At 68.2% G+C, this 13,242-nt stretch carries 11 protein-coding genes; 7 read left to right on the plus strand and 4 right to left on the minus strand.

Annotated elements, in window-relative coordinates; all coding sequences use genetic code 11:
- Positions 1-2: 2 nt before the first annotated feature.
- Positions 3-1,691, minus strand: a complete 1,689-nt coding sequence (locus BLU67_RS06900; protein ID WP_092564114.1) for an ABC transporter substrate-binding protein — start codon at positions 1,689-1,691, stop codon at positions 3-5.
- Positions 1,692-1,960: 269 nt separating this feature from the next.
- Between BLU67_RS06900 and murQ the strand changes: the two genes are divergently transcribed.
- Both murQ and BLU67_RS06910 read left to right on the plus strand, forming a co-directional pair.
- Complete coding sequence (gene murQ / locus BLU67_RS06905; protein WP_092564117.1) at positions 1,961-2,911, plus strand: N-acetylmuramic acid 6-phosphate etherase; 951 nt, start codon at positions 1,961-1,963, stop codon at positions 2,909-2,911.
- A 152-nt stretch (positions 2,912-3,063) separates the two neighbouring features.
- Complete coding sequence (locus BLU67_RS06910; protein ID WP_222842415.1) at positions 3,064-4,155, plus strand: calcium:cation antiporter; 1,092 nt, start codon at positions 3,064-3,066, stop codon at positions 4,153-4,155.
- Here BLU67_RS06910 and BLU67_RS06915 read toward each other — a convergent pair.
- Positions 4,145-5,881, minus strand: coding sequence for an ABC transporter ATP-binding protein (locus tag BLU67_RS06915; protein WP_092564120.1), 1,737 nt, complete (start codon positions 5,879-5,881; stop codon positions 4,145-4,147). The two genes, BLU67_RS06910 and BLU67_RS06915, sit on opposite strands and share 11 nt — an antisense overlap.
- A complete protein-coding gene (locus BLU67_RS06920) occupies positions 5,878-7,635 on the minus strand; it encodes an ABC transporter ATP-binding protein/permease (RefSeq protein WP_092564123.1) in 1,758 nt (585 codons plus the stop codon). The genes BLU67_RS06915 and BLU67_RS06920 overlap by 4 nt, the downstream gene beginning before the upstream one ends.
- A 41-nt stretch (positions 7,636-7,676) precedes the next feature.
- Here BLU67_RS06920 and BLU67_RS06925 point away from each other — a divergent pair, with 41 nt between their 5' ends.
- The 5 genes from BLU67_RS06925 to BLU67_RS06945 all read left to right on the plus strand — a co-directional run bounded on the left by BLU67_RS06925 (position 7,677) and on the right by BLU67_RS06945 (position 12,754).
- The gene (locus tag BLU67_RS06925; RefSeq protein WP_176780727.1) at positions 7,677-8,645 is read left to right on the plus strand and encodes an ABC transporter substrate-binding protein; all 969 of its coding nucleotides are present in this window, start codon (positions 7,677-7,679) and stop codon (positions 8,643-8,645) included.
- Positions 8,642-9,640: a FecCD family ABC transporter permease gene (locus BLU67_RS06930; protein ID WP_176780728.1), complete on the plus strand. Its 999-nt coding sequence runs from the start codon at positions 8,642-8,644 to the stop codon at positions 9,638-9,640. The genes BLU67_RS06925 and BLU67_RS06930 overlap by 4 nt, the downstream gene beginning before the upstream one ends.
- Entirely contained in the window at positions 9,637-10,674 is a 1,038-nt protein-coding gene (locus tag BLU67_RS06935; RefSeq protein ID WP_092564132.1) for a FecCD family ABC transporter permease, read from the plus strand. The genes BLU67_RS06930 and BLU67_RS06935 overlap by 4 nt, the downstream gene beginning before the upstream one ends.
- The gene (locus BLU67_RS06940; protein WP_092564135.1) at positions 10,671-11,468 is read left to right on the plus strand and encodes an ABC transporter ATP-binding protein; all 798 of its coding nucleotides are present in this window, start codon (positions 10,671-10,673) and stop codon (positions 11,466-11,468) included. The genes BLU67_RS06935 and BLU67_RS06940 overlap by 4 nt, the downstream gene beginning before the upstream one ends.
- Positions 11,469-11,890: 422 nt before the next feature.
- Positions 11,891-12,754: a CoA transferase gene (locus tag BLU67_RS06945; protein ID WP_222842416.1), complete on the plus strand. Its 864-nt coding sequence runs from the start codon at positions 11,891-11,893 to the stop codon at positions 12,752-12,754.
- A gap of 7 nt (positions 12,755-12,761) precedes the next feature.
- On the opposite strand, the gene BLU67_RS06950 is transcribed toward BLU67_RS06945, so the two are convergent.
- The coding region (locus BLU67_RS06950) for an integrase core domain-containing protein (RefSeq protein ID WP_143027363.1) at positions 12,762-13,242 on the minus strand (481 nt) is incomplete at its 5' end.

A 13,242-nucleotide genomic window follows, 5' to 3' on the forward strand; every position in this document is an offset into this window, starting at 1 on the left:
ATTTACCTGTAGGTCAGCTTGGAAAGGACGTAGCCGGCCGAGATGCCATCCCAGGAGGCGGGGAAGGCATACAGGTCGTCCTCGGTGGGCCAGCCATCGAAGTCAGCCTGGTTGAAGAAGGTCTGCGATCCGCCATGGAACATCGGGATGTAGGGCATGTCTTCCGCGATCTGTTCCTGGATGACGGCGTAGGCCGCAGCCTTCGGACCGTCCTCGTTCGTCTGGGCGGCATCCGCGACGGCCTTGTCGAGCTTCTCGTTGGAATAGCGCGCGAAGTTCGTCTGGTTGGGCTCCAGCGAGGTCCCCACGGGCGTGGTGAACGAGGTCGTGAAGTTGTTGCGATACATCGTGTAAGGATCAGCGATCGGGGTTCCGGTCAGCGCGGAGTAGACCATCTGGAACTTTCCGGTCTGGCGCATCTCGGTGTACTGATCGAGCGTGACCGTATCGGCCTTGACCTCGATGCCGGCTTCCTTGGCCTGCGCCACGATGAGGTCGACGGCCGCGTTTGCATCGGACCAGCCCTCAACGGAGACCAGGTCGAAGGAGACGCGCTCGCCGTCCTTGGCGTAGATGCCGTCGGAGCCGGCCACATAGCCCGCGTCTTCCAGGATCTTCTTCGCGCCCGCCACATCAGCGGCTTCGGGAAGTACCTTTTCCATCCCGTCCGCGACCCACTTTTCGTCGCGCTCGGGCTTGGTGAACGTCGAGGAGGCGAGGCTCGCGGTCCCGTAGTAGGCCTTTTCGTTGACCTCCTTGCGGTCGATCGCCTTGGTGAAGGCCTTGCGCACGTCCTTACCCGTTTGGATTCCGGTGCACCCCATCTGCTCGCTCGCACACGGGATGATCGCGATCATGTTCGGCGAGCTGCTGAGCAGGTAGCCGAGGCGATCGTTGGCGGTCAGGGAATTCGGGTCGGGGATGAACATCGTGGTGTAGTCCAGCTGGCCGGACTTCAGCAGGGACTCGGCCGAGGAGTTGCCATCGATACCGAGGTACTGAATTGTGTTGATGCCCGGGCGCTCGGGATCCCAGTATTCGGGGTTCTTCTTCACGGTGTAGGAGGCATCCGTGAAGGTCTCGAGCATGAAGGGCCCGGTGCCCACGGGCTTGTCGTCGTTTGCGAACGTCACGAGATCATCGAGCTCTCCAAAGACGTGTTTGGGAACGATGTAGGTGGCGCCGAGCAGCGAGTACTCGTTGGTGTAGGACGGGGTGTTGAAGACGAGGCGGACGGTCGACTCGTCAACCTTCTCAGCCTTTTCCACGTAGTCGGTCTGCACGCCTTCGTTGGTGAAGGAGAAGATGACGTCGTCGGCCGTCAGTGGCTTTCCGTCATTCCACTTCACGCCCTCGCGCATCTTGATGTCGAGGTACATGCCATCCTCGGCCCACTCAACGGATTCGGCGAGCAGGGGGACGGGTTCAGAGTCAGCGGCCTTGTTGTAGTAGAACAGCGGCTCGTAGATCGAGCCCAGCGTGCCCGGCAGCAAGGTCGGCGAGTAGGGGTTGAAGTTGTTGACCAGCGGGGTCTGCGATCCGGAGAACACCACGAGTGCCGGACCATCGGTCTTGTCTCCCCCGGATCCCTTGTCGTTGCCAGCATCGCTGCTACAAGCGCCGAGCAGAGCCATGGATCCGGCGAGCAGCATCGCCGGAAGAATCGACTTCCATCGTTTTGTCGAAAACATCTATGTTCCTTCCGAGTCGTCATAGGCCAACTGCGCTGTCGCGAACCTATGATTCGAGCCTACGTAAGGTTTCTACTTGCCGTCAACTCTTCAGGGTAAATTTTCACTTCATCGAAATTTCACCTAAATCAACCAGATTTTGCGGACACTTCCCTCAACCGATTCAGGAGCCAGGCCGGACTGGCCGCCCGCATGCAGCTTTCGTAAATTATTTACTTACTAGCTCTACTCTGGGTATATTCGATGTCAGGCAACGATGCTGCCCCGAGATGAGGAGCCCGATAGTGGATTCGCAAGCCGTGAGGCCAGAGGACCTGGCCCGGTTCACTACCGAGATGGCTGATCCCCGATACGCCGACATCGATCTGCTTGAGACAACCGAGATGGTTCGGGTGATGAACGAGGCCGACGCCGAGGTCTCCCGGGCAGTCAAGCGCGCCTCAGCCAGCATCGTGGAAGCGATCGATGCCATCAGCGCGCAGCTCGCTCGCGGCGGCCGACTCATCTACGTCGGGGCCGGGACCGCGGGCAGGATGGGCGTGCTCGATGCCTCGGAATGCCCACCCACCTTTTCCACCGACCCGAGCCTCGTGGTCGGGATCATCGCGGGCGGGCCCGGAGCCCTGACGACCGCCGTCGAAGGCGCCGAAGACGACTACGAAGCCGGCCTCGCCTCGCTCGAATCCTTGCACCTCACTTCCCTCGATACCGTCGTCGGGATCTCGGCCTCGGGACGCACACCGTTTGTGCGGGGCGCGATCGCCGCGGCGCGAGCAACCGGCGCCGTCACGGCCGCCATTTCGAGCAACCCCAATGCGGCGCTCTCGGCCGCCGTCGACTACCCGATCGAAGTGATCGTGGGCCCCGAAGTCATATCGGGCTCGACCCGACTAAAGGCCGGATCGGCACAAAAGCAGGTCCTGAATATGATCTCGACGCTGTCGATGGTCAAACTCGGCAAGACCTACGGCAACCTCATGGTGGACGTGAACGCGACGAACCAAAAACTCGAGGTCCGCGCCCAACTACTCGTCACGAGAATCACGGGCGCAAGCGCCGATGAGGCCCAGGCCGCGCTGCGAGCAGCGGGCGGCAGCGTGAAGACCGCGATCGTCATGATCGCGCGCGGCGTGCCGGCCGCCGAGGCCGAGGAGATTCTCAGCTCCCACGGTGGCTCGCTGCGCGCGGCGATCGGGAAACTGCCCGAACGGGCGAGCTAACCCACACCCGCACGCTCCCCCGGATTGAGCCCTGCGGGGTAGACTGCTTCGAGAATATTGCTGCCGGGACGACCCGTGGTGGTTAAGAGTTCGGTTAACGGCGTAGCGGTCACAGCTCGGGCCTGTTCTGCAGGGCCGTCCCAGCTCGTGACGTGACTACGCTTGCGCGCCTTGCCACCGGCTGGCTGACGGCTCTGGCCGTGATGATTGCGCGCCCGTGGCTCACCGCGCAGCTCCCATCCCTCGCCCTGGCCGCAGTGCTGGCAGCGGTCATTACCGCGATCGTGATCTCCGCCTTTGGTGTCGTCACCCAGGCAGAACGGCTCGCGCGCCTGATGGGCGAGCCCTATGGCACCCTCATCCTCACGCTGTCGATCGTGCTGATCGAGGTCGTGCTCATCGCCGCCGTCATGCTCAGCCCCGCGCACAATCCAACGATCGCGCGGGACTCGGTCATGGGTGCCGCGATGATCGTCCTCACGCTCGTGATGGGCCTCGCGCTCCTGGTAGGCGGACGCCGCGACAAGCGCGCGCGGGTGAATCCGGCGGGCTTCTCGCTGTACCTCACCAAGCTCATCTTGCTCCTCACGCTCGCCTTCGTGCTGCCGGCAACGATGGGTGAGGAGGGCGCCTACCTACCCCAGCACGAGGTGCCGATCATCCTCGCGACCGTCGCGCTCTACGGGTGCTTCCTCTACCGCCAAACCGGCACCCTGCGCGCCGACTTCCAAGAGCCCGGCAGTCCAGCCGCGCAGCAGGGCGCGCCGATTGGCGACGTGCTGCGAGACAAGCGCCGCGAGGTCCTCACACGCGCAGCGCTGCTGGTCATCTCCGTCATCCCGATCGTGCTGCTGTCACACGACATGGCGGGCCTCCTCGATGCCGGTCTAGATCGGTTGGGCGCGCCCGTTGCGCTGACGGGCCTGCTCATCGCGATCATTGTCTTTCTGCCCGAGGGCATTACCGCGGTGCGGGCATCCCGCCACGGCGAACTGCAGCGGACGAGCAACCTCGCGCATGGCGCACTGGTCTCGTGCGTCGGGCTGACACTGCCGGTCGTGCTCATCATCGGGATGATCAGCAATCAGCACGTCGTCCTCGCGGAAAGCCCCACGACGCTCGTCCTCCTAGCGACCGGGGTGCTGCTCAACGCCGCGACCTCCCGCAGCAATCACCCGTCGCAGGTCCACGGCGCGGCGCTGCTGTGCGTCTTTGGGATCTATGCGATGACCGTCATCTCCTAGCCGCGAGTTGGTGGGCGACGAGGGCGTGGTAGGCGGGGCAGCTGTCGAGGAGTTCGTCATGGGTTCCGCGGCCGACGAGCCGGCCGTCGGCAAGGACGAGGATCTCGCGGGCAGAAAGGAGCGTGGAGAGCCGGTGCGCGATGACAAGGGTGGTGCGCGTCGTGCTCATCGCGGCGATGGCGGCGCTCACCTCGTGTTCGGTGCTCACATCGAGTTGGCTCACCGCCTCATCGAGGATGAGGACGCGCGGGTCGCGCAGCAGCGCCCGGGCGAGGGCAAGCCGCTGGCGCTCCCCACCGGACAGGCCCACGCCACCGTCGCCGATCGGGGTATCGAGGCCGCTCGGGAGGCGGTGCACGATGTCGCTCGCTTTGGCGGCCTCGAGCACCCGCCAGAGTTCGGCCTCGCTCGGGTCCTCCTCGAGGGCGAGCGCGAGGTTGTCGCGCACGGTCGCGGCAAACAGGTAGGCGTCTTGCGGCACGGTTCCGAGCGTTGCGGCAAGGCTCGCCGCGCTCACCTCACCGAGGTCGATGCCGCCCATGCGGATGATGCCGGTTGCGGGTTCGACGTGGTGAGCGAGCAGGGCGGCGAGGCTCGATTTGCCGGCGCCCGAGCTGCCGGCGATCGCGACCGCGCTACCGGCCGGGACCTCGAAGCTGACCCCGTCGATCGTCGGGCGAGTAAGGTGGGCGCCCGGCCAGCTGAAGGCGACGTCCTCGCAGGTGAGGTCGGCGGGGCCCGTGATGACTTTCTGGCCGTCGCGGCGCACGGGCGGCTCGGCGTTCAGTAACGCTTCGATGCGGACGGCCGCTTCGCGCGTCGTGCCGTAATGCTTCGTCATCCCGATCCACTGCAGGATCGGCGCGGGGATGAGCGCGGCCAGCGTGATGGCGGGGGCGAGCCAGCTTCGATCAATGCCGCCTGCGGCGAGGACGCCCGCGGTCACGAGCGAGCACGCGACTGCGGCAATACCACCGACCGCCGATTCCAGACCCGCCCGGCGGATGGTGCGGCGGTTCAGCTGCGCGAGGCGCTGGTCGAGGGCGCGCACTCGCGCGAGGCGTTCCTCGGTCAGGCCGAAGCCGACGATCTCGCGCACGGCGCCCATGTCCTCGCGCACTTCCGCGCCGAGTTCGGCGACGACGCCGCGAACCTCCCGGCCCGTGCGCCTGGCGGCGCCGCGCAGCGCGAGCGGGACGAGCGCCGTCGCGAGAAGGATCGGCAGGATCGCAAGCGCCGCGGCGGGCGAGAGGTATGCGAGCGGCGCCCACAGCACCGGGGTCGTGATGATGGCGGAGACAATGTAGATCGAGGAGTGGGCGTAGAAAATCTCGAGCGCTTCGGAGTCGGTCAGGCTCGTCGTCGCCACGTCGCCGACTTTGCGGCCCTGCAGACCGTGGGGCGCCAGCCGCGCGATCGCCTCGAAGATCCAGCCGCGGATCCGGCTCATCATCTGGAAACTGAGATCGTGCGAGAGCCAGGACTCGAGCCAGGAGAACAGGGCGCGGGCGGCGACCGCGACCGCCACGATGAGGGCCGGGGTGGCGAGGTCGCTCGCCGGGCGGCCCATGACGGCGGCCGTTACGGCCCACGCGGAGGCGACACCGGCGGTCACGGTCGCCACGTGGGTGAGCAGGTTGCAGGCGATGACGACAAGGAAGAGGGGCATGGTGCGGTCGAGCGCGCGGCGCAAGCCGCGCACGGACAGGAGTTTGGTGGGACTCACGGGCGGTCTCCGATCGGCTGGTGGGCGGCGAGCATGTCGGCCCAGGGGCCCGGCACGCGGGCGAGGTCTGCGGGTGGTCCGAACTGGGCTATGCGGCCCTCGTCGAGGACGAGGACATAGTCGGCGCCGATGACGGTTGACAGGCGGTGGGCGATGACGATCGTCGTGCAGGTTCCGCGTGTGGTGCGCAGCGCCTCGGTGATGAGGGCCTCGTTCATGGCGTCCAGGGCGGAGGTCGCTTCATCGAGCACCATGACCGAGGCGCCAGCAAGCAGCGCCCGCGCGAGTGCGACCCGCTGACGCTCCCCGCCTGAGAGGCGAGCGCCGCGCTCCCCCACGGGCGCATCGAGACCGCCCGGCAGGCGTGCCGTCACCTCATCGACGCGCGCTGCGGCGACGGCGGTGGCCAGGCGTTCCTCGCTCGCGTGAGGGTCTGCGGCCAGCACGTTGTCACGGATGGAGCCGTCCAGCAGGACGATCTGCTGGGCGACGAGCGCGCTGCCGCGCCGCACCTCGGCCAGGCGGTAGCTCGGCAACGGCCGTCCCGCGATGAGGATCTCGCCGCTATCGGGGTCGATATCGCGCAGCAGCAGGCTGGCGAGCGTCGACTTCCCCGAGCCCGAGGGCCCCACAATCGCGAGCGTGGACCCACCCGGCAGCGCGAAGCTCACATCGCTCAGCGCCGCGGTGCGCGCACCCGGATACGTGTAGCCGACCTCGCGGCAGGTAATCGCGGGCGCCGCCGGCCAGGCGGCATCACTCGCGCGGGCATCGGTGACGAGCGGGCGCTGCGCCTGCAGCTGCGCAAGGCCGCGGGCGGCAGCCTGGCCATGGAAGCCCTCGTGCCAATAGTTCTGCAGTTCCTGCAGCGGCCGGAAGCACTCGGCGGCGAGGAACAGCACGAGGATGACATCGCCCGCGCCAAGCCGCCCGGTCGCGGCGTGATAGGCCGCGAGCAGGGTCGCGCCGGCCGTGCCGACGCTCATCGCCCCGGCAGTGATCGCCGAGACCGCGAGCGAGGACCTCAAACTCGCGGTCGTCGCCAACCGCAGCTCCTCCGCATCGACGCGCAGCGTCCGCCCCTGCCGCGCGGTCGCGTGCAGCGCGACGAGCGTTTCCATCCCGCGCAGCGTGTCGGAGATCCGCGCCGCAAACCGCTCATAGGCATCCCAGTGGGCGCTCGCCCGCTCCCCCAGCACGCGCGACCACGCCCGCTGCGCGAGCGGCACGATCGCCACCCCTATCGCCACGATGAGCGCGACCCCCACATCGCGCGTGAGAAGAATGCCGACGAGGCAGCCCGGGATAATGATCGCCGCGGCCAACTGCGGCAGGTAGAACCCGACCCAGGCCTGCAGGTGTTCGACGCCGTCGACGATGCTCGCCTGAACCCCGCCCGCCCCGCGGCTAAAGCGATGGGCGCCTCCCAGGTCCAGCGCATGGCGCAGCAGCCGCGCCCGCAGATCCGCCTTGACGTGGTTGCTCGCGGAAATGGCCGCAATATCCCGCAGCCACAGCAGGCCCGCTCGCGCCGCGACCGCGAGCGCCGCGAGCGACAGCGCGGGCATCGCCTCGGCAAGCGGCGCCTCGGCGGTGAGGAGGTGTCGCACGACCGCAGCGATCGCGAAGGCCGCGGCAACGGAGGCTCCCGCCGCGGCCACGCTCGCGGCAATCGTGGCGAAAACCCGCCACCCAGCCAAGCGCGCGAGCTGAATCAAGAGGGGATCAACAAACATATTGATAACCATACTCATTTGCTATTAGTGTCAGAAACCCCTGAATGGAAAGGCCTGACATGTCCCGTCCGCTGCGCGCTTTACTCCTTTTCGCGCTCCTTCCCCTCGCCGCCTGCTCCCCCAGCAACCCCAGCGCCGAATCCCCCAGCGCCACCGAGGTCACCGCCGCCGACCTCACCGGCCGCGAACTCACCTTGAAAGCCCCGGCCGCCAAGGTCGTCTGCCTCGACGGCACCTGCATCGATGCCCTCGCCGAGCTCGGCCTCGAGCCGGTCGCCTCGGTCCAAATGGCGCAGGTCACCTCACCGCTGTTCTTCGGCCCCGACGCCGCCACCACACCCCTTGGCGGCACCTTCTTCGAACCCGACGTCGAGGGCATCATCGCCGCCCAGCCCGACCTCGTCATCGGCTCGGCCACCGTCCACTCCGCCCTCAGCGACGCCCTTGGCGACATCCCGCTCTACCTCAACTCGATCAGCGAACGCACCGACGCCCCCGCAAACCTGCGCGCGATCGCCGCGCTCACCGGCCGCAGCGAGCAAGCCACCGCCGCGATCGCACGCTACGAGAAGACCCTGGCCGCCTACACCCCGAAGCAGCGCCCGACGACCGTGCTGTCGATGTACGGCGGCGCCACGAGCGACATCGGCATCGACGCGCTGGACTCGGCCATCGGCTCGCTGCTCGCCGAATACACCGCCTACCCGTGGCCCGCCGCGAGCGAGGGCGAGTCCGGCTTCCTCGAAATCGGCCTCGAGACGATCCTTGCCACCGACCCCGCCCATATCTGGGTGCTCGACTTCGGCTTCGACCCGAAGGCCAAGCCGCTGCTCGAACAGCTCGATGCCGACCCGCTGTGGCGCCAACTCGCCGCCGTGAAATCCGGCTCCGTGCACCTCGCCGACTCCGCGTGGTGGGGCACGACGGGCGGCACCCGCGGCCAGCAGGCGATCCTCGATACCGTGCTGCCGGCGGTCTACCCCGACGAATTCCCGCGCCCCCTCTCCGGCCTGCCGACCACCCCGTGACCCGGCCTGCCACCCGGGCCGGAGCGATCGCGGCGGGCGCCATTATCGCGTCCGCCGCGCTCACGGCCCTGCACCTGCTCACCGGCACCCCGGCCCTCACGCCAAGCGAGATCCTCGCGGGATTCGCCGCACCCCCCGAGGACAGCGCGCACATCATCGTGGCGCACATCCGCGCCCCACGCATCGTGCTCGCCCTCGCCGCCGGCGCGGCCCTCGCGCTCGCCGGCGCCCTGCTGCAAGACGCGCTGCGCAACCCGCTCGCGGCGCCCGAACTCCTCGGCGTCTCCGGCGGCGCCGCGCTCATCGTCGCCCTCATCGCGATCGCCCACGTCCCGGTGCCCCGCGCGGCCACGCCGCTGGCGGCACTGCTCGGCGCGCTCGGCATCGGCGCGGCCGTCATTTCCGCGGGCAGCCGCGCCCGCGAATCCGCCTCCCTCCTGCTCATCGGCGTCGCCGCCGCGACGTTCCTGTCCGGCAGCGTCATCGCCGTCATCACGCTGGGCAACCCCAGCGACGTCGGCCTGTTCTACCAGTTCCTCCTCGGCAGCCTCGCCAACCGCTCCTGGGACGCCGTCACGACGGTCGCTCCCCTGCTCGCCCTCGCCGCCCCGCTCGCCCTGGCCCTCGCCCCCTCGCTCAACGTCCTGCGCCTGGGCGATACCACCGCGGCCGGGCTCGGCGTGCGGGTGCGGGCCGTGCGCCTGACCGCGCTCGTGTGCGCCGCCGCACTCACCGCCGGCGTCGTCGCCGTCGCCGGGCCGATCGGCTTCGTCGCGCTGCTCGCCCCACACATCGCCCGAGCCCTGCTCGCCACCCACGACGCCCGCTGGGTCCTGCCCACCGCGGCCGCGATTGGCGCGACCCTCCTGCTCGGCGCTGACACCCTCGGGCGCGCCCTGCTCGCACCCCGCGAGGTCGCCGTCGGGGTGTGGACCGTGCTCCTCGGAGCGCCCGGCCTCCTCGCCCTCCTGCGGCGACGGGAGCACCACCCATGAGAAGCGACCTGCCACCGCTCGCCCGGCACCTGCCCGCCGTCCTCACCGCGAGCCTTGCCCTCCTCGTCCTCGCCATGACGATCTCCATCGGCCTTGGCACCGTCTGGCTGCCACCGGCCGACGTCTGGGCGGCCCTCGCCGGCGCCCCCGCCGAGCCCTCCCACGCCCACATTGTCCTCGGCCTGCGCCTGCCGCGCACAATCATCGCCGCCCTCGCCGGCGCCCTCCTCGCCCTGGCCGGCGCGAGCCTGCAAAGCGCCACCCGCAACGACCTCGCCGATCCGTCCCTCATCGGCGTCACGAGCGGCGGCGCCCTCGCGATCGTCGCCACCCTCTACCTCACCGGCCGCGACCACCTCACCGGCCCCCTCGCGATCCTCCTCGCCTTCGCCGGCGGCCTCGCCATCAGCGCCCTCATCTGGGCGCTCGCCTGGCGCCACTCTCACGCCTCGCGCCACCTCGTCCTTTCCGGCGTCCTCATCTCATCGATCGCGAGCGCCCTCGTCTCCGTTCTCCTCATTCTCGACGGCGCCCTGTTCGCGAGCGTCCTGCGCTGGGTCGTCGGGTCGCTGTCGGCCCGCACCTGGCACGACGTCACCACCATCGCCCCCGCCGCTCTGCTGGCCATCCCGCTCGCCCTCGCGCTGCGCCCCGCGCTCAGCGCCCTCTACCTTGGCGAGGACATCGCCGCCGCGACCGGGGTGCGCACCACCCGCGCCCGCGCGGCCACCCTCGCCCTCGCCACCTTCCTGACCGCCAGCGCGGTGAGCGTCGTTGGCGCGATCGGCTTCGTCGGCCTCATCGGCCCCCACCTTGCCCGCCGCCTCGTCGGCGAGCATCCCGCCCGCGTCCTACCGCTGGCCGGAGTCCTCGGCGCCCTCCTGCTCGTCGGCGCCGACGCCCTCGCCCAAGCCCTGTCCCTTGCCTTCCCCACGACCGACATCGCCGGCCGCACCGCCCTGCCCGCCGGGGCGTTGACCGCCATCATCGGCGGCCCACTCCTGTTCGCCCTCCTGATACGGAACACCCGATGACCCACCCCGCACTATCCGCCCACCACCTCAGCGCCGGCTACCGCTCCGAGCCGGTCCTGCGCGATATCAGCCTCAGCGTCGCCCGCGGCGAATGGCTCGCCCTCATCGGCCCCAACGGCTCCGGCAAATCCACCCTCTTCGCCGCCCTCACCGGCAGCCTTGCCGCCACCGGCGGGCACATCATGATCGACGGCAAGCCACGTGGCGCGCGCACCGCCCGCGAACAGGCCAAGGTCCTCGCCCTCCTACCCCAGAGCCCGCCGCCCCCAGCCGGAATCACGGTGAGCGAGCTCGTCATGCAGGGCCGCCACCCGCACCGCGGCGCCCTGCGCTTTTCCGAGGCCGCCGACCGCGCCCCCGTCGCCGAAGCCATCGCCCTCGTCGGCCTCGCCGGCTACGAGGACCGCTACGTCGAGCGCCTGTCCGGCGGCGAACGCCAACGCGCCTGGATGGCCATGACCATCGCCCAAGCCGCCCCCATCTGGCTGCTGGACGAACCCACCACCTTCCTCGACCTCGGCCACCAGTTCGAACTCCTCGAACTCATTCACACCTTGCGCGAGCAGCGCGGCCTCACCGTCATCACCGTCCTGCACGACATCAACCAGGCCGCCCGCTTCGCCGACCGCCTCCTCGTCCTCAACCACGGCACCGTCATCGCCGACGGCGCCCCCAGCGACGTCATCACGACCGAGTTGCTGCGCGACCACTTCGGAGTCGAGGCGTCCGTCAGCATCGACGACGTCACCTCTCGGCCCGTGTGCGCCCCGCGCGCCGCCGCTAGGAGCCAGTAGGCTCGAGCCATGAAAGCCCGACGCTAGTGGCACGGCCCCCTCGATGCCGAGGGCCTCGCGCGCCGCGCCGTCGCCGCTGCCAAGGACTCCGCGCAGCACCTAGCCGACGTCCGCGATCAGAACCCCACAGTAGGGACGAGCGACAGGCTCATTGCGGGATCATTCGCTGCGATCGACCACCTGCGGATCGATGGGCGCGCCGCAACCGGGTGGGCGGAGATGTCGGGATTCTTCCGCGCCAAGGACGGCTGGGTCCGAACCCATGCGAATTACCCGCACCACGCAGCCGCGCTGTCGCGAGCGTTTCGAGCCAGCACCCGCCAAGAACTTGAGAGGGCACTGGAAGCGCACACGGCGCAGGATATTGAAACCCAGGTGTCGGCGGCCGGCGGCATCGCTGTCAAGGTCCGGTCAGCGGACGAATGGCGAGCCCACCCGCAGGCCAAGCAAGCGAGAATGCGCCCTGGGCCGAGATTAGCGATCGCCGTCCCCGCCCGGCGCTCGGCGCTGCCGCCCTGCCCCTGAGCGGAATCCGAGCTCTCGACCTCACCCGCGTCATTGCTGGACCAAGCGCGTCACAACTCCTCGCATGCCTGGGAGCAGACGTCCTCCAGATTGACCCGCCACATCGCCCGGAACTCCTGGATCAATACCTATCGAACGGCATGGGAAAGCGCTCCGCTGAAGCAGACCTTGGGGAACATCGTGGCGCGATCCGCCACCTCCTGGCGACCGCCGATGTTGTCCTCCTTGGCTATCGGCCGAGATCGCTCGACCGCTTCGGACTCGCAATCGAGCGGCTGCGCGAGGAGATTCCCAACGCGATCGTGGCGTCACTGTCTGCCTGGGGCGAGGAGGGCCCGTGGGCCGAACGACCGGGTTTTGATTCCATCGTGCAAGCGGCCTGCGGGGTCGCCGTAGAGTGCGGCAGCCACCGCGATGGTGAGTGGAAACCGTGCGCGCTTCCGGTCCAAGCGCTCGACCACTCGAGTGCGTACATCATCGCCGCCGGCGTCATGGATCTGCTCGCTACCGAGCAGAGCGGCATCGTTCGGGTGAGCCTCCTTGGGGCGGCGAGATCGCTCCTGGACATGGATCGAGCGCCCAGCGGAGTGGTGGAAACACCTGAGCCAATCCTTGAGCAGGTGCCTTCTTCCTACGGCGATCTGCTGTCAACCCCGCCCCCGCTCACGCTGAACGGGAAAACAATTTCTCGTCCGATTCGCGCGTACGGGCGGGACAACCTGTCGTGGCTCGAGCGCGAGGATTGCGCGGCGAGTGGCTAGCCGCGCGCTAGTTGTAGTTCCCCGTGAGGTTGTGAACGCGTTCTGATGGAGTAAGACCACCGATCCCGGTATGGGGTCTGTGATGATTGTAGTGATGAAGCCAGGCGCCGTAGGTTGCGGCCCTGGCTTCATCAGTGCCATAGGTGTCGGCATACGCCCATTCCTCAGCCAGTGTGCGGTTGAAGCGTTCGACCTTGCCGTTTGTTTGTGGACGATACGGACGAGTGAATCGATGTGTCACATGTTTGCCGAGCGATTCTTTGAAGAGCCCGGACCGGTAGCAGCTGCCGTTATCAGTCATCACCCCGGTGACCACGATCCCGGCGGCTGCGAAGAAGGTTCGTGCCCGTTGCCAGAACGCTGCCGCGGTTTCTTTTCGTTCGTCGGCGAGAATCTCCGAATATGCCAATCGTGAGTGATCATCAATGGCGTGATGCAGGAATGAATAGCCACGACCTTGCTTCTTGTTGTTTCTATTGCCGAGGGTT

The sequence above is a fragment of the Bowdeniella nasicola genome (assembly GCF_900107735.1).
GTDB classification, from domain to species: Bacteria; Actinomycetota; Actinomycetes; order Actinomycetales; family Actinomycetaceae; genus Bowdeniella; species Bowdeniella massiliensis.

Coding starts and splice junctions, on each gene's coding strand:
- BLU67_RS06900 (WP_092564114.1), bottom strand. CDS start 1,691: ATGTTTTCGACAAAACGATGGAAGTCGATTCTTCCGGCGATGCTGCTC.
- murQ (WP_092564117.1), top strand. CDS start 1,961: ATGAGGAGCCCGATAGTGGATTCGCAAGCCGTGAGGCCAGAGGACCTG.
- BLU67_RS06920 (WP_092564123.1), bottom strand. CDS start 7,635: ATGAGTATGGTTATCAATATGTTTGTTGATCCCCTCTTGATTCAGCTC.
- BLU67_RS06925 (WP_176780727.1), top strand. CDS start 7,677: ATGTCCCGTCCGCTGCGCGCTTTACTCCTTTTCGCGCTCCTTCCCCTC.
- BLU67_RS06935 (WP_092564132.1), top strand. CDS start 9,637: ATGAGAAGCGACCTGCCACCGCTCGCCCGGCACCTGCCCGCCGTCCTC.
- BLU67_RS06940 (WP_092564135.1), top strand. CDS start 10,671: ATGACCCACCCCGCACTATCCGCCCACCACCTCAGCGCCGGCTACCGC.
- BLU67_RS06945 (WP_222842416.1), top strand. CDS start 11,891: ATGGCGAGCCCACCCGCAGGCCAAGCAAGCGAGAATGCGCCCTGGGCC.